Source organism: Falsirhodobacter sp. 20TX0035, assembly GCF_028307215.1.
Lineage (GTDB): Bacteria > Pseudomonadota > Alphaproteobacteria > Rhodobacterales > Rhodobacteraceae > Falsirhodobacter.
This window is the reverse complement of the sequence record NZ_JAQMHV010000008.1, coordinates 58,335-74,247: the sequence shown is the minus strand read 5'-3', so window position 1 is coordinate 74,247 and position 15,913 is coordinate 58,335. Positions and strand designations below refer to the sequence as shown.

Sequence of the window (15,913 nt, the reverse complement as noted above, 5' to 3'; positions counted from 1 at the left end):
AGGACGTGATGACCGACAAACTGAAGATGGCCGAACTGACGAGCGAGGAAGCCCGCCAGCACCTGAACGGCGACGCCGTGATCCTGCTGCCGATGGGGTCCCTGGAAGATCAGGGCACGCATGCGCCGATGGGCGACTATCTTGGCGCCGAATGCGTGGCGCTGGACATCGCCCGCGCCGCGCGGGCCGAAGGCGTGCCGACCTTTGTGGCGCCCCCGGTGCCCTTTGGCGGTTCGGACTATTTCGGATCGTCGCATGGCGGGATCGCGATCAGCCAGCCGACGCTGACCGCGCTGCTCGATGACATGCTGGGCAGCCTCGCGCGCCACGGGCTGACGAAGATCCTGATCATCAACGGCCATGGCGGCAACGTCCTTGCCATCAACGAGGTGACGCAGGCGTGGCGCCGGAAGAACGGCATGTTCGTGGCCTCCATGTATCTGTGGCAGATCAGCTACGAATTGCTGAAGGAGATCCTGGGGCCGGAGGCGGCCGCGAAATCCTCGGGGCACGGGGGCGATCCGCTGACGTCCATCGGGTTGCACTATTACCCCGACATCCTGCGCATGGACCTGAAGCAGGCCCCGCCCAAGGGTCGCCGCGCGATGGGCATGGACGTCGCCGGAATGGCCGCCGTGAAATACGACGGCGCGCGCATCACCGTCCCGATGGAGGCGATCGAGGCTGCGCCGCACGGCGTCTGGGGCGGCGACCCGGCCTTCAGCTCGGCCGAGACGGGGAAGGCGCTGTCGGACCGACTGGTGAAGATCGGCGCGGGCTTCATCCGCGACCACGTGTCGACGGGCTTTGCGGGCTGATCGCCTTCAGGTGTCCAGAAAGCTGACATAGCGGGGATGGGCCGCGGCCCATTCCGCCGCGGCCTGCCGCGCCAGCGCGAAGATCTGCTGCGTCTGCTGCTTGCGGGCGCGGTTCAGGTGGACGCAGCGCGTGTCCAGCGGGGCCAGCTGCACGGTCGTGGCGATCTCCACCACCATGCCGGTGGCGATCTCCCGCTCCATCGCCGCCAGCGGGATGGCGGCAACGCCGAAGCCGTCCCGCACCATGTCGCAGATCGTGCCCAGCGAGTTTCCGGTGTGCCGCGCGTTCGGCCGGCGGCGCGTCTCGTCCACCATCTCGGCCACCGGGCGGAACAGGGGCGAGGTGTGGGGATAGAGAATCAGCGGCAGCGCCCGGATCTCGTCCGGGGTCAGGGGGCGGCGACCCTCGCCCACCACGTCCGGCCGCGCCACCCAGCCGACCTTGTAGAGCACTGAAAAGCTGTCCGCGACCTGCGGCAGACCGGCCTCCCCCGTGACGAAGGCCATGTCGAGCGCGCCGGACCGCACCTGCTGGCGCAGCTCCACGTTGGAGGCGGAATGGAAATCCACAAGGCCGATGCCATTGTCCGAAAGGACCTTCCGGCGCAGCGTGTTGCCCCAGGTGCGCGTCACCATGCCTACGGTGCCGATGGTATAACGCCTTTTTTGCCCGATCTTCAGGCGGGATGTCAAAGCCTCCGACAGATTGAGGAAATTCTCGGCATATTCGGCAACCTCGTGCCCCTGATCGGTCAGGGTGAAGACGGAGGCCTCCCGATCCAAGAGCCGCACGCCCAGACTGTCCTCCAGCCCCGATATGCGTGCCGATACAGCGGGTTGCGTCAGACCGATGTGATCCGCGACGCGCTGGTAGCTTCGCAGGCGGGTCAGCCAGTAGAAGGCTTCAAGCTGTTTCAGGTTCATGGCGTCCTCCGGGGTCCGCGGCGTGGCCCGTCATAAATTTCTTCTATGACCACCGCCAGAATTTTTGCTTTGCGATGCGGCAAGGATGACGGTCACATGATCCGGACAGCAAGAGGCCATGATGAACGTCGCAATCTATCTCCCCTCCGAAACCAAGACTCAGGACTGGATCCGCATGATGGGCGAGTTGATGCCCGACTGGAACTTCCATCCCCTGACCGCCGTGCCCGACCCGGAGGCGATCCGCTACGCCGTCGTCTGGCGCCCCACCACCGGCTGCCTGCGGCCCTTTCCGAACCTGAAGGCCATCGTGTCGATCGGCGCCGGGATCGACCACGTTCTGGCGGACGAGGATCTGCCCGACCTGCCCATCATCCGCACCGTCGGGACGGACCTGACGCAGCGCATGAAGGAATACGTGGCGCTGCACGTCCTGCGCCACCACCGCAACATGCCGGCGCTTCAGGCCTCGCAGGCCCGCAGCGAATGGGCGCCGGTCGTGGTGCCGCCGGCGACGCGGCGCCGCGTGGGCGTCATGGGCCTTGGCAATCTGGGGGCGGAGGCGGCGAAATGCCTGTCAGCGATCGGCTTTGACGTCGTGGGCTGGGCGCGGTCCCCCAAGACGATCGACGGCGTGACCACCTTCTCGGGCGCCGCTGGCTTCGGCGACTTCCTCGACGGGACGGAGATCCTCGTGAACCTGCTGCCGCTGACGGACGAAACGCGCGGCATCCTGAACAACGACACGTTCAACCGGCTGAAACGCGGCGCCTCGATCATCAACGCGGCCCGCGGCCCGCATCTGGTGGATGACGATCTTCTGGGCGCGCTCGCCTCCGGCCAGATCGCGGCGGCCACGCTAGACGTGTTCCATGTGGAGCCGCTGCCTTCGGACCATCCGTTCTGGCAGCATCCCCAGATCACCGTCACGCCGCATGTCGCCTCGCTCATCGACGCGCCGACGGGCAGCCGCATCATCTCGCGCAACCTGCGCGCCTTTGAAAAAGACGGCACCGTCGCCGATCTGGCCGACGCCCGCCGCGGTTACTGAACGCCCCGTCAGAGGGCACCAACAGGGGAAACGACCACCATGAAGACGATGCTTTCCGCCTTCGCCCTCACGGCCCTTCTGGGCACGACGGCCATGGCGCAGGAGTTGTCGGGCGAGATCACGCTCGGCTCCTACACCGGGGTGTTCCAGGACGAATACACCAAGGCCGTGATCGCGCCGTTCGAGGCGGCGCATCCGGGCGTCAAGGTCAACTACTACTCCGACCGCGGTTCGGCCGGTCTTCTGGGGGCGCTGCGGGCGCAGGCGGGCGATCCGCAGATGGACGTGGTGATCTTCGACGCTTCCGCCGGCCTGATCGCCAACAAGGAAGGTCTGTTCGCGCCCCTGTCGGCGGACATCGTGCCGAACATGGCGGATCTGGTGCCGCAGGCGACCGTGCAGGAAAGGTTTGGCCCCGCCGTGACCTTCGACAACGAGATCATCAGCTACAACACCGAAACGGTGGAGGGCACGCCCACGTCGCTGGCCGAGTTGTGGGATCCAAAGTACGCCGGGCGCCTCGCGGTCTCGGCGATGCCCAACATCCAGGGCACCGGGCTGATGGTCATGACCTCCGCCATGCTGGGCGAGGATTACACCAAGTCCGTCGATAGGGCGATCGAGAAGCTGGCGGAACTTGCGCCGGCGGTCCAGACCTTCGATCCGAAGCCCGACGGTTATACGCTGGTGCTGAACGGAACGGTGGATTTCGCGACCGGCTGGAACGCCCGCGCGCAGTATTACGCCGTGCAATCGGACGGCAAGCTGGGGGTGATGACGCCGAAGGAAGGCACGATCCTGCAGATCAACACGATCAACCTGGTGGAAGGGTCGCAGAACCCCGATCTGGCCAAGGCCTTCATCGATTACGCCCTGTCGCCCGAGGCGCAGGCCCAATTCACCGAAACCATGTACTACTCCCCCACCAACGCGAAGGCAGCGCCCAGTGCCGAGGCGCAGGCGCGCACCGTGTTCGGCCAGCTTGACGCGACGCTGCCGCTGGATTGGGCCTGGGTCGCGACGCAGAACGACCGCTGGAACGCGATGTGGAAGCGCCGCATCATCTCGGCCGGCAACTGAGGTCCCATGACGTTGCACACCGACATGACGGCGGATCCTCACATCCGCATCGACGCGCTGACCTTCGACTATGGCGGCGCCCGACCCGCCGTGGACCGCCTGTCGTTTGACATCCGAAAGGGAGAGTTCATCGGCGTCCTCGGACCTTCCGGCTGCGGGAAGTCCACCACGCTGCGGATGTTCGCGGGCCTTCTGGCGCCCACGGCGGGCAGCATCACCATCGGAGGGCGCGACATCTCGCACGCGCCGCCATGGGAGCGCAACCTCGGCCTCGTGTTCCAGTCCTATGCCCTGTTCCCGCACATGACCGTGGCCGAAAACGTGGCCTTCGGGCTGAAGCTGCGCAAGATCGGCAAGGAGGAGACCCGCGCCCGCGTGGCCGAAGCCCTGCGCGCCGTGCGGCTGGACGCCTTCGCCGCCCGCCGCCCCGCGGAACTGTCCGGCGGGCAGCAGCAGCGCGTGGCCATCGCCCGCGCCATCGTGATCGAGCCGGAGATCCTGCTGCTGGACGAGCCCTTGTCGAACCTCGACGCGCGCCTGCGCGACGAGATGCGGTTCGAGCTGCGCGACATCCAGACCCGCACCGGCATCACCACGCTGTTCGTGACCCACGACCAGCAGGAGGCGCTGACCATGTGCGACCGCATCGTCGTGATGAACGGTGGCATGCTGGAACAGATCGGCACCCCGGCCGAGATCTACGACCGCCCCGCCTCGCCCTTCGTGGCGAATTTCATCGGGCGCGCCAACACGCTGAAGGCGCGTGTTGCTGGCGGCCGGGTGACGGTGGACGGCCAGCCCGTGCCAGCGTCCGAAGCGACCGGGGCCAATGGCGAGGCGCTGGCCGTGGTGCGTCCGCATTGCGTGCGCCTGCTGGCGGACGGCCCGCTGAAGGCCCGCGTCCTGCGCCGCGTCTTCGTCGGCTCCATGATCGAGACAGAACTGGAACTGGAGGGCGGGCAGCGCCTGATCGCCGACATCCGTCCCGGCGATCCCGACGACGCGCTGGCCCATGTCGGCAACATCGTGGCGCTGGACTGGCGTGGAGCGGACCTGCGGGTGTTCGGAGCATGAGCGCGTTCGTCACCCCCGGAACCGGATCGCGCCTCACCCCTTGGATCCTGCTGGCCCCCGTGCTTGCGGTGCTGGCGGTGACCTTTATCGCGCCGATCCTCTGGCTGTTCCGCATGTCGCTGAACATCTCGGACTATGGCGCCATCGTGAAGGCCGTCAGCCCCGCGACCTATCTCGCGATCCTGAGCGACGGCTACTACCTCGACCTTCTGGGGCGCACGCTGAAGCTGTCGATCACCTGCTCGGTGCTGGCGCTGCTGCTGGCCTATCCGGTGGCGCTGTATCTGCGAAACGTCAGCCCCCGCTGGCGCACGATCCTGACGGTGCTGGCGGCCTCGCCCCTGCTGGTGTCGGCGGTCGTGCGGTCCTTCGGCTGGATGGTCATGCTGGGGCAGGGGGGGCTCGTGAACTCCATCCTGCTGACCCTCGGCCTTGTGTCGGAACCGATGCAGCTGGTCAACAACTACACCGGCGTGGTGATCGGCCTGACCGAGGCGATCATGCCCTTCATGTTCCTGACCATCACCGCAGGCCTCGGCCGGCTGGACCCGCGGCTGGACGAGGCCGCGATGTCGCTGGGCGCGAAGCCCCACGAGGTGTTCCTGAAGGTGACGCTGCCCCTGTCGGTGCCCGCCCTGATCGCGGCGCTGACGATCGGCTTCGTGCTCTGCATCTCCTCCTACATCACGCCCTCGCTTCTGGGCGGGGGGCGGGTGTTCCTGCTGGCGACCGAGGTCTACGATCTGGCGCTGATGACGCTGGACTGGCCGACCGCGGCGGCGCTGGCCTTCCTGATGCTGGCGCTGTTCGTGGGGGCGATGCTCGTCATGGGCCTGTGCCTCCGCCTTGTCACGAAGGTGCGCGCATGACCCGGTTCCTGTCCCTCCTCGTCCGCGCCTGGGTGTTCGCTGTCTTCGCGGCGATCTTCCTGCCGCTGTGCCTGATCTTCGTGATCTCGTTCAGCGGCGACGCCTATCTGTCTTTCCCGCCCACATCGTGGAGCACGCGCTGGTATGCCGAGGTGCTGTCCAATGGTGGCTTCATGCAGGGTCTGCGCAACAGCGCCATCATCGCGGTGATCGTGGCGTTCCTCAGCCTCGCGCTTGGCCTTCCGGCGGCCTATGCGCTGGTGCGGATGGAGTTCCCGGGCCGCCGCACGATCCAGACGCTGATCCTGATGCCGCTGGTGCTGCCCTCCATGATGCTGGGCCTGGGCATCCTGATGGTGTTCACGCCGGCGGGGCTGGTCGCGACCTTCCCGGGGCTGGTTCTGGCGCATCTGGTGATGACGCTCCCCTTCTCGGTCCGCATCCTTCAGACCAGCCTTGCGAACCTTGGCACGGATGTGGAGCAGGCGGCGATGACGCTGGGCGCGACCCCGGTGCAGACCTTCGCGCAGATCACCCTGCCGCGTCTTGTGCCGGGGATCGTCGCCTCCTCGGCCATCGCCGCGATCATGTCCTTTGACGAGATCGTGCTCTCGCTGTTCCTCGTTGGCCCCCGCCTGACCACGCTGCCCGTCGCGATCTACCGCTATGTGGAGGATCGGACGGACCCGATGGTCGCCGTGCTGGCGGTGCTGCTGATCGTCGTGTCCCTTGCCATGGTGCTGCTGATCGAGCGCACCGTCGGATTCACCAAAGCCTTCGGAAAGTAAGGAAAGACCATGAGCTACAAGATCCACCCGATGCCCGCGCAGATCCCTCAGGCCGATCTGGACCTGCTGGCGCAATGCGAGACGGCGACCGTCGGCCATTGGCGGCAGTTCGGCTTCCTGCACCGTCAGATCCAGCCGCTGATCCCCGGCCGCCGCATCGTCGGCACCGCCGTGACGATCGCCATCCCGGGCGCGGATTCCACCCTGCTGCACCACCTGCTCAGCTTGATCCGCCCCGGCGACTTCGTCTTCGTGGACCGCCTGCACGACGACCGCTACGCCTGCTGGGGCGGCGGCGTGACCGTGGGGGCCAAGGCCGCCGGCGCCGTGGGCGCGGTGGTGGACGGCCCCTGCACGGATCTGGAGGAGATCATCGCCTCCGACTTCCCGATGTGGTGCAAGGGCATCTCCCCCATCACGACGCGCAGCTACGACATCGGCGGCGCGATCAACATCCCCGTGTCCTGCGGCAACACGGTGGTGATGCCGGGCGACGCGGTGCTGGCCGACGAATCCGGCGTCCTCGTGATCCCGCGGGACGAGGTGGCGGCCGAGGCGCAGAAGGCCATCGACATCCAAATCCGCGGCAAGGCGCGCGAGGCGCAGGTGCGCGACGGTCAGGCGAAGCTGGGCGACCTGTCGGGCGCCACCGCCAAGGTTCTGGCGAAACTCGCCTGACCATTTTCCATCCGGGATGACGCCCATGACATTGCCCTTCACCTGCGACAAGACCCCCGCCAGCGGATCGGGGGGAATGGTCGTGACGAACCACCCGATGGGATCCGCCGCCGGGGTCGAGATGCTGGCCGCCGGCGGAAACGCGGTCGATGCGGCCGTGGCGGCGCTGCTGACCCTGACCGTGGTGGAACCGATGATGGTCGGGATCGCCGGGGGCGGTCTGTCGCATGTCCGCATGGCGGACGGGACAAACGTGGTGTTCGACGCCCTGTCGCTGGCCGGTGCCGCGATGCGTCCTGACATCTATGCCCCCGTGTCGGATGAACCGGCGCGTTACATGGACGCCGAGGGGCGGCGGAACATGGTCGGCGCCTCGGCCGTGGCGGTGCCGGGCAACCTGAAGGGCTGGTGCGACATGCACGCGCTCTTCGGCGCGCTGCCCTTTGCCGATCTGGTGGAACCCGCCATCCGCGCCGCCGCCCGCGGGTTCACCGTCACGCATTATCTCGCCGGCGCGATCAACGAGTTCCGGGGCGACCTGCTGGCCGACCCCTCGATGGCCGCCCTCGTGGCGCCGGGCGGGCGCGTGCTGCAACCGGGCGACCGGATGGTCATGCCCGACTATGCCGAAAGCCTGCGCCTGATCCAGCGCGAGGGCGCGGCCGCCCTGCATGGCGGGGCCCTTGGGCAGGCGCTGGTGGACCGCATGGCGACCGGTGGCGCGGATGCCGGTTACCTGACGCTGGACGATCTTCGCGCCTACCGGGTGGAGGAGCGGACGCCCCTTGTCGGCACTTATCGCGGGTACGAGGTGATCGGCCCTCCGCCGCCCGCCTCCTCGGGCGTGCACATCCCGCAGATGCTGAACCTGCTGGAACGGTTCGATGTGGCGGGCATGGGCTTTGGCAGCGTCGAAAGCCTGCACCTGATGGCCGAGGTGATCCGCATCGCCTTTATCGACCGCCGGGCCTTTTCAGGCGATCCCGCCTTTGTCGATGTTCCGGTGGAACGGTTGATGTCCAAGGCCCATGCGGCGGAATGCCTGCCGATGATCGGGCAGCCCGCCACCCTTGCGCCCTTCGGCCGCGAAAGCGCGGACACGACGCACATCACGATCGCGGACAAGGACGGCAACATCGTCACCGCCACGCATACGATCAACGGGCTGTTCGGGGCGCGCTTCGTCGTGCCGGGCACCGGGATCATCCCCAACAACTACATGTCCAACTTCGACCCGCGTCCGGGCAAGGCGTTGTCGGTGGTTCCGGGCAAGCGGGTGCCCACGTCGATGGCGCCCATGATCGTGACGAAGGGTGGCGCGCCGGTCTGGGCGCTCGGGATGCCGGGCGGGCTCAGGATCTTCCCGACGATCCTGCAGGGCATCGTCAACCTGATCGATCACGGGATGACCGTGCAGCAGGCGGTCGAAGCGCCGCGCATCTGGACGCAGGGGCAGGAGGTGGAGATCGAACCCGCCTTTGCCCCGCAGCGCGCCGGGCTGGAGGCGCTTGGCCACAAGGTGAAGGTCATGCCCCATATCGGGGGCGGGATGAACGCCATCGCCTTCGGCCCCACTATGACGGGCGCCGCCTGCTGGCGGGCAGACGGCACGGTCATGGCGCTTGGCGGCGGCCTTGCCAAGCCGGGCGTCCGGTTCTGGCCCGACCGCGCGCCAGACCCGAAGCCCGCAACCTGAACCTGCACAGAAAGCGTGCCGAAGCGCCCAAGGATCCATCCTTCGGGCGCTTTGTCATGCGCAGGGCCCATATGCCGCGGGTTGGGGGCGAAACCCCGCTTTACAGGGGCCGCGCGGCCATTCCAGCCTGACGGAAAGGCGCGTCCGGGATCGCCGCAGATCCCGGGAAGTGCCCCAAAAACAAACACATCTGACAGGAGAGAACCGACATGACATTCCGTGGTCTTGCCCTTGGTGCGGTGGTTCTGGCGCTTGGCCTTGGCCCGGCGGCGGCGCGCGATCTGACCGTGGTCGGCTGGGGCGGGGCCGGTCAGGCGGCGCAGGCCGACATCCTGTTCGCGCCGTTCACCGCACAGACGGGCCTGGCGCTTCAGCAGGAAAGCTGGGGCGGCGGATACGGGATCATCAAGGCCAAGGTGGACACGGGCGACATCAACTGGGACGTGGTGCAGGTGGAGGCGGACGAGCTGGAACTCGGTTGCGCCGACGGCATCTACGAACCCTTGGATTGGGACGCGATCGGCACCCGCGACCAGTTCGCTGAAGGCGGCGCGTCCGATTGCGGCTCGGGGACGCTGACCTGGGCCTTCGCGCTCAGCTGGGACGCCGACAAGCTGGAGGGCACGCCCACCAGCTGGGCCGACCTGTGGGACACGGAACGTTTTCCCGGCAAGCGGGGCCTGCGCAAGGGGGCCAAGGGCTCGCTCGAAATCGCGCTGATGGCCGACGGCGTTCCGGCCGCTGAGGTATACGAGGTTCTGGCCACGCCCGAAGGCGTCGACCGCGCCTTCGCCAAGCTGGACGAGATCAAGTCCGACGTCGTCTGGTGGGAGTCGGGCGCCCAGGTGCTGCAGCTTCTGGGCGCGGGGGAGGTGGTGATGACGGCCGCCTATGACGGGCGCCTGAAGATGGCCGCGCGGGATGAGAAGCGGGACTTCCGGCTGACCTTCAACCAAGCGCTTTATGCCACCGACAGCTGGGTGATCCTGAAAGGCACCCCCATGAAGGAGGAGGCGATGCAGCTCGTCTCCTACATGAGCCAGCCCGAAAACCTGTCGAAGATGCCCGCCGTGCTGCCCTACGGCGTCCCGAACACCGAGGCGATGGCAATGCTGACGCCCGCCGCCGCCTCCGAACTGCTGACCGCGCCCGAGAACTTCGGTTCCGCCCTCGCCATCGACACGTGGTTCTGGGTGGACAACATTGAGGCGCTGTCCGCCCGCTTCAACGCCTGGCTGGCGCAATCCTGACCGGGGGCCGGAATGACGCCCGCACCCTTCATCCGTTGCGACGGCATCGCCAAGTCGTTCGGAACCACCCGCGTGATCGACAACCTGGCGTTGGACATCTTCAAGGGGGAATTCGTCAGCCTGCTCGGCCCCTCCGGCTCCGGCAAGACGACGCTGCTGACCATGATCGCGGGGTTTGAACGGCCGACCGAGGGCGGGATCTGGCTGGACGGCTACCGCATCGACGATCTGGCCCCGCACAAGCGCAACATGGGCATGGTCTTCCAGAACTACGCGTTGTTTCCGCACATGACTGTGGCCCAGAACGTCGGCTTTCCCCTGCGGATGCGGCGGATGGGTCGGGCCGACGCGCAGGCCCGCGTCGCGCGTGCGCTGGAGATGGTGGAGCTGGGCGCGATGGCCGACCGCCGCCCCTCGCAACTTTCCGGCGGGCAGCAGCAGCGGGTGGCGCTGGCCCGCGCGCTGGTGTTCGAACCCCGCGTGGTGCTGATGGACGAACCGCTGGGCGCGCTGGACAAGCGGTTGCGCGAACAGATGCAGCTGGACATCCGCGACCTGCACCGCCGCCTGGGCCTGACCATCGTCTTCGTGACGCATGACCAGTCCGAGGCGCTGACCATGTCCGACCGCATCGCCGTCTTCAACAAGGGCCGGATCGAACAGATCGACACCCCCGCCGCCGTCTACGACCGCCCGGCCACCCGCTTCGTGGCCGAGTTCGTGGGCGAGACGAACATGCTTTCGGGCCGCGTGGCGGACACGGGGCCGGATGGCACGGCGGTGGATCTGGCGGGCGGCCTGCGCATCCGCGTCCGCCAGCCGCTGGAGCCGGGGCGCGCCGTGTCCGTCTGCCTGCGGCCCGAACGCCTGCATCTGGGCGGCGCGGGCGTGAACGTGATGGACTGCCGGGTGACCGACCGCGTCTACATGGGCGACCATCTGCGCGTGGCACTGGACGGGGCGGCCGGGCCCATCATCGCCCGCCTGCCGCGCAGCGCCGACACGATCCGGGAAGGGGAGGCGGTCACCGCCTCGTTCGCGCCCGAAGATTGCTGGGTGCTGGCCGCATGATCGCACGACACCTGCCGGACCTGAAGGCGGCGGCCCTTGTTCTGCCGCTGGTTGCCTTTCTGGCCGTGTTCTTCCTGTGGCCGCTGGCCAGCATCTTCACGACGGCCGTCTCCGACACCGAGGTGTCCCGCGCCTTTCCCGAACTGGGCCGCGCGATCGACGGTTGGGACGGGCAGGCCCCGACCCCCGCCATGCAGCAGGCGCTGGTGGCCGACATCCGCACGACGCCGCAGGCCACGATGGGCGACGCGGTGCGGCGGCTGAACAGCCAGACCTCAGGCTTCCGGTCGCTGTTCGGGCGCACCCAGCAGGCCGTTGCGCGCGGCACCGGGCCGGTCGATCTGGTGGCGCTGGACGGTCGCTGGGCTGATCCCCTCTACTGGAACACGATCCGTTCAGCCCTTCCGCCCTACACCCCCCGGTTCCTTCTGTCCGCACTGGACCTTCAGCAGGGGGCCGAAGGGATTGAGGTCGCGGGCCAGTCCGTCCACGTGCAGATCTTCCTGCGCACCCTTGGCATCTCGGCGCTGGTGACGGGGCTTTGCGCGCTGATCGGGGTGCCCTTCGCCATGCTGATGCTGGCCACCACGGGATGGGTGCGCAACGTGCTGATGGCCTCGGTGCTCCTGCCCATGTGGACCTCGGTCCTCGTGCGGTGCACGGCCTGGCTCATCATCCTGCAGAACGACGGCGTCCTCAGCCGGATCCTGCAGACGCTGGGCGGCTTGCGCGAGGCGGTGCCCCTTCTGTTCACCCGCAGCGGTGTCATCATCGCGATGACGCATGTGATGCTGCCCTTCATGATCCTGTCCATCTACAGCGTGCTGATCGCCATGCCCAAGAACCTGATGCCCGCCGCGGCCTCCATGGGCGCCAATCCGATTGCCGCCTTCCGCACCGTGCTTCTGCCGCTGGCCTTGCCGGGCATCGTGTCGGGGGGCTTGCTGGTTTTCATGACCTCGCTCGGCTTCTACATCCTGCCCGCGCTGCTGGGGGGCGGGAACGACCAGCTCATCAGTTCATTCGTGGCGGAATACGCGATCCGGCAGGCGAACTGGCCGCTGGCCAGCGCCCTCGGCCTGATCCTGCTGATCGTGACGGTGGTGATCTTCGCGCTGTATCAGCGTCTGTCCACCCGGATGGCGGGGGCGTAGATGGGCGCGATCAAGACCGTCTGGGGCATCCTGTGCGTCCTGTTCCTGATGGGGCCGCTGATCGTCGTGCTGCCCATCGCCTTCAACGCGGGCGGCTTCGTGTCCTTCCCGATCCAGGGGTGGTCCCTGCGCTGGTTCGCCGTCCTGTTCGGCGATCCGGGATGGCGGCTGTCGATCTGGAACAGCCTGATCGTGGGCCTTGCCTCCTCGGCGCTGGCGACGATGCTGGGGACGCTGGCGGCCCTAGGGCTGCGGGGGCGGGTCGGGGTGCCGGTGGTGCTGGCGCGGATGGTGTTCCTGCTGCCCATGGCGACGCCCGCCGTGGTTCTGGGCGTGGGGATGCAGCTGATCTATGCCCGGCTGGGCTTGGGCAGCACCTATGCCGGGCTGATCATCGGCCATGCCGTTCTGTCGATCCCGTTCACCCTGCTGTCGGTCACGGCGGCGCTGGCCAGCGTGGACCGGGGGGTGGAACGCGCCGCCGCCAGCCTTGGCGCGCCGCCGCCCACCGTCTTGTGGCTGGTGACGTTGCCCATGGCCCTGCCGGGGATCGTGACGGGCTTTGTCTTCGCCTTCGCCAATTCGCTGGACGAGGTGGTGCTGACCATCTTTCTGGCCGGGCCGAACCAGCGGACGCTGGCCCGCCAGATGTTCCTGCAATTGCGCGACAACCTGTCGCCCGCCATCGCCGCCGCGGCCTTCACCTTCATCATCGCCACGATCTGCATTGGCATCACGGGGCTGTGGTTGCAGCACCGGCGCAAGCGGATGATGGCCTGACGAGCCCGTCGCTGGCACCCCGCACCTCGGCCAAGGCGTCTTCCAGCGGGCGGCCTTCGTGATACCCGGCCAACAGGGCGGGGCGTTCCGCGCCGGGTTGCAGGCGGGGGCAGGGCTCCGGCTGTCCCAGAACGGTGCGGACGGGAATGCGTTCGGCATAGATGGGCAGGGCGTAATCCTCCTCCTCGTCCACCACGCCCCGCGCTCGGATCTTGGCGGAGGCCCGTTCGATGTCCATCGCGATGACGCCCGTGGCCTTGATCTCCTGCGCCGTGCTTTGGCGCAGGCCGGCGGTTCGGCCCGGGAACAGCCGATCCACCGCGTCCACCAGCGCCTCGGCCTTCTCCTCCGGGTCCGTCAGAAGACGGGCCTGACCAAACGCCATGACCGAACGGTAGTCGGCCGAATGGTTGAAGCCGCAGCGGGCCAGAACAAGGCTGTCCAGATGCGTCACGGTCAGGCAGGCCGGATGACCCCCGGCCTGATGGCGCAGCATGCGGCTGGCACTGCTGCCGTGCCAGTAAAGCGTGCTGCCCTTCCGCCAGAACAAGGTCGGCGTGCAATAGGGTTGGCCATCGATGACATAGGCCACGTGGCACAGGGCGGCCGCGTCCAGAAGGCGGTGCACCGTCTCGTGGTCGTAAAAGCCGCGGTCGTACCGGCGCTTCAAACGGTTCGTCGCGTCGACGGGATAGGCGGGAGGGGGCTGGTCGGACATGGCGGCTTTCCTTGATGGCGGGTCTGGAAGACGTGATAAGACGCGTGAATGGTTGCCAGAAGGTCCACATCATGCCCAAAGTTCCGACCAATTCCCCGCCCGTGGATTTCCCATTGGAGATGGACGGCCACACCGGATCGCAATCCTCCAGGCTTTATCTTGCGCTGCGCGACAGTATCCTGTCGGGGCGCGTTCCGGCCGGCGCGCGTCTTCCGGCCAGCCGGGCGCTGGCGGGGCAGCTGGGCCTGCCCCGCAACGTGGTGGTGGTGGCCTATGAACGGCTTCTGGCCGACGAACTGGCGCAGGCGCGGACCGGGGCCGGCACCTTCGTCGCCGCGGACGTTCCCGTGGGCGTGGTGCCGGCGCGAACGATCGATCCACCGCCTGCCCCCGTGCCGGCCGAGGTGTTCGCCCTTGGCCGCACGCATGCGGAGCCGCAGCTTCGCGACGACCTTCGCCGTGCCGTGAACCGCCGCCTGCGCGCCTTCGATGACGCGCATCTACGCTATGGCGATCCGCGCGGGGGCCGGCCCCTGCGGGAACAGATCGCGGTTCATCTGGCGATGCATCGCGGCATCCCCTGCGACGCCGATCACATCGTCCTGGTCAGCGGCACCCAGCAGGGGTTGCGGCTGGCGCTGGACACGGTGGTGGCGCCCGGCCACAGCGTGTGGATGGAGGATCCGGGCTATCCCGCCGCGCGCCGCGCGATCGAGGCGGCTGGCGCCCGCGTGGTGCCGGTGCCCGTTGACGCCGCCGGGCTGGACGTGGCCGAAGGCCACAGGCGGGCTGCCACGGCACAGGCCGTCTATGTCACCCCGTCGCACCAGTTCCCCACGGGCGTGGCGATGTCCATGGCCCGGCGGGCGCAGCTGCTGGCTTGGGCCCGGCAGGCCGATGCCTGGATCCTGGAGGACGACTATGACGGAGAGTTCCGCTATACGGGGCCACCGCTGACCGCGCTGGCCGGGCTGGATCCGGCGCGCCGCGTGATCTATTTCGGCACGTTCTCCAAGACGCTGTTTCCGGGTCTGCGCCTTGGATATGTGGTGTTGCCGCCGGACCTGCTGGGCCCGTTCCTTGCGGCGCGACAGGCGCTGGACCGTTTTCCGCCTACCCTTCTGGAAGGCGCGGTTGCTGACATGATGGCGCGGGGCGAGGTGTCGGCCCATATCCGCCGCGTCCGCTCGCGCTATCGCATGGCGCGCGACGTGCTGGCCGATACGCTGGAACAGACCGCGGGGGGACGGCTTCAGGTGGCCGTGCCTGAACAGGGCCTGCATCTTGTCGCACGGCTGACCGATCCGGACCTGCACGACGCGGCCGGCCGGCTTCGCACACAGGCACGGATCAGTGGCCTCCTGCTGTCGGAAACCCGGATGTCTCCAAGCGCCGAAGAGGGTTTCGTCCTCGGATTCTCCGGGCACTCCCTTGATGACATAAGGGCCGGCGCCATCCGGCTGGGTCAGGCGGTGAAGACGGGAGGCGGCTGAGCGGGGCCGCTCGCGGACTGGCACCGCCTGCGCCTTCGCTGTCACAGAGCTGTTTAACCGTTGGAGGATGGAAAGATCGGCAACGCTTGGCCGGACGAGGTGCGGGCTTCGCGGCCACATCGTCAGGTGTTCGCGGGGCTGACGACCCCGAACGGCGCGTCGAGGCGCCATGGCCGAGGCGCTTTCCCGACAGGTCCCGCCATGACGTCGATGAAGATCATGCAGTCCGCTCGCCGCCGAAGGCGCTGATCCAAGTTTGGCGACCCCTGTGTTCTCTGTATGGGGTCACGGAAGTCAGATGCTCCCGGCTGCGCGAGATGGGAGGGAATGGCAGCCACCTGTCGCGTCGCACCGTGATGTGGGTAAGGGAAGGCCATCGTCTCGCGTCGGAACGCGCCCGCATGAGGAACGATGGCCGTGTCCAAAGCAGGGTTCCGCCCGCAGCCAAGGGGTGCGGGCGGGCATGGGG

At 67.8% G+C, this 15,913-nt stretch carries 15 protein-coding genes; 13 read left to right on the top strand and 2 right to left on the bottom strand.

The window, feature by feature from the left end; translation table 11 throughout:
• The first annotated feature begins 8 nt into the window (after positions 1 to 8).
• Complete coding sequence (locus PIJ50_RS10595) at positions 9 to 818, top strand: creatininase family protein (RefSeq protein ID WP_271975110.1); 810 nt, start codon at positions 9 to 11, stop codon at positions 816 to 818.
• 6 nt (positions 819 to 824) lie between these two features.
• On the opposite strand, the gene PIJ50_RS10590 is transcribed toward PIJ50_RS10595, so the two are convergent.
• Positions 825 to 1,742: a LysR family transcriptional regulator gene (locus tag PIJ50_RS10590; protein WP_271975108.1), complete on the bottom strand. Its 918-nt coding sequence runs from the start codon at positions 1,740 to 1,742 to the stop codon at positions 825 to 827.
• A gap of 118 nt (positions 1,743 to 1,860) precedes the next feature.
• On the opposite strand from PIJ50_RS10590, the gene PIJ50_RS10585 reads away from it, so the two are divergent.
• The 11 genes from PIJ50_RS10585 to PIJ50_RS10535 all read left to right on the top strand — a co-directional run bounded on the left by PIJ50_RS10585 (position 1,861) and on the right by PIJ50_RS10535 (position 13,233).
• A complete protein-coding gene (locus PIJ50_RS10585; protein ID WP_271975106.1) occupies positions 1,861 to 2,793 on the top strand; it encodes a 2-hydroxyacid dehydrogenase in 933 nt (310 codons plus the stop codon).
• Between the two features lie 39 nt (positions 2,794 to 2,832).
• On the top strand, positions 2,833 to 3,873 hold the full coding sequence (locus tag PIJ50_RS10580; protein WP_271975104.1) for an ABC transporter substrate-binding protein: 1,041 nt from the start codon (positions 2,833 to 2,835) through the stop codon (positions 3,871 to 3,873).
• A 6-nt stretch (positions 3,874 to 3,879) separates the two neighbouring features.
• Positions 3,880 to 4,947, top strand: coding sequence for an ABC transporter ATP-binding protein (locus PIJ50_RS10575; RefSeq protein ID WP_271975102.1), 1,068 nt, complete (start codon positions 3,880 to 3,882; stop codon positions 4,945 to 4,947).
• A complete protein-coding gene (locus PIJ50_RS10570) occupies positions 4,944 to 5,816 on the top strand; it encodes an ABC transporter permease (RefSeq protein ID WP_271975100.1) in 873 nt (290 codons plus the stop codon). Before PIJ50_RS10575 ends, PIJ50_RS10570 begins: the two co-directional genes overlap by 4 nt.
• A complete protein-coding gene (locus PIJ50_RS10565) occupies positions 5,813 to 6,604 on the top strand; it encodes an ABC transporter permease (RefSeq protein WP_271975098.1) in 792 nt (263 codons plus the stop codon). The genes PIJ50_RS10570 and PIJ50_RS10565 overlap by 4 nt, the downstream gene beginning before the upstream one ends.
• A 9-nt stretch (positions 6,605 to 6,613) precedes the next feature.
• Positions 6,614 to 7,282, top strand: coding sequence for an RraA family protein (locus PIJ50_RS10560; RefSeq protein ID WP_271975096.1), 669 nt, complete (start codon positions 6,614 to 6,616; stop codon positions 7,280 to 7,282).
• 25 nt (positions 7,283 to 7,307) lie between these two features.
• Positions 7,308 to 8,978, top strand: coding sequence for a gamma-glutamyltransferase (gene ggt, locus PIJ50_RS10555; protein WP_271975094.1), 1,671 nt, complete (start codon positions 7,308 to 7,310; stop codon positions 8,976 to 8,978).
• Positions 8,979 to 9,187: 209 nt separating this feature from the next.
• A complete protein-coding gene (locus tag PIJ50_RS10550; RefSeq protein WP_271975092.1) occupies positions 9,188 to 10,228 on the top strand; it encodes an ABC transporter substrate-binding protein in 1,041 nt (346 codons plus the stop codon).
• 12 nt (positions 10,229 to 10,240) lie between these two features.
• Positions 10,241 to 11,299, top strand: coding sequence for an ABC transporter ATP-binding protein (locus PIJ50_RS10545; RefSeq protein WP_271975090.1), 1,059 nt, complete (start codon positions 10,241 to 10,243; stop codon positions 11,297 to 11,299).
• A complete protein-coding gene (locus tag PIJ50_RS10540; RefSeq protein WP_271975088.1) occupies positions 11,296 to 12,453 on the top strand; it encodes an ABC transporter permease in 1,158 nt (385 codons plus the stop codon). The genes PIJ50_RS10545 and PIJ50_RS10540 overlap by 4 nt, the downstream gene beginning before the upstream one ends.
• The gene (locus PIJ50_RS10535) at positions 12,454 to 13,233 is read left to right on the top strand and encodes an ABC transporter permease (RefSeq protein ID WP_271975087.1); all 780 of its coding nucleotides are present in this window, start codon (positions 12,454 to 12,456) and stop codon (positions 13,231 to 13,233) included. It abuts the gene before it with no gap.
• On the opposite strand, the gene PIJ50_RS10530 is transcribed toward PIJ50_RS10535, so the two are convergent.
• Positions 13,187 to 13,951 carry a pyridoxamine 5'-phosphate oxidase family protein gene (locus PIJ50_RS10530; RefSeq protein WP_271975085.1) on the bottom strand — a complete coding sequence of 255 codons (765 nt, stop codon included), beginning with the start codon at positions 13,949 to 13,951 and terminating at the stop codon, positions 13,187 to 13,189. The genes PIJ50_RS10535 and PIJ50_RS10530 overlap by 47 nt on opposite strands.
• A gap of 71 nt (positions 13,952 to 14,022) precedes the next feature.
• Here PIJ50_RS10530 and pdxR point away from each other — a divergent pair, with 71 nt between their 5' ends.
• Positions 14,023 to 15,444 carry a MocR-like pyridoxine biosynthesis transcription factor PdxR gene (gene pdxR / locus PIJ50_RS10525; RefSeq protein ID WP_271975083.1) on the top strand — a complete coding sequence of 474 codons (1,422 nt, stop codon included), beginning with the start codon at positions 14,023 to 14,025 and terminating at the stop codon, positions 15,442 to 15,444.
• The last annotated feature ends 469 nt before the right edge of the window (positions 15,445 to 15,913 follow it).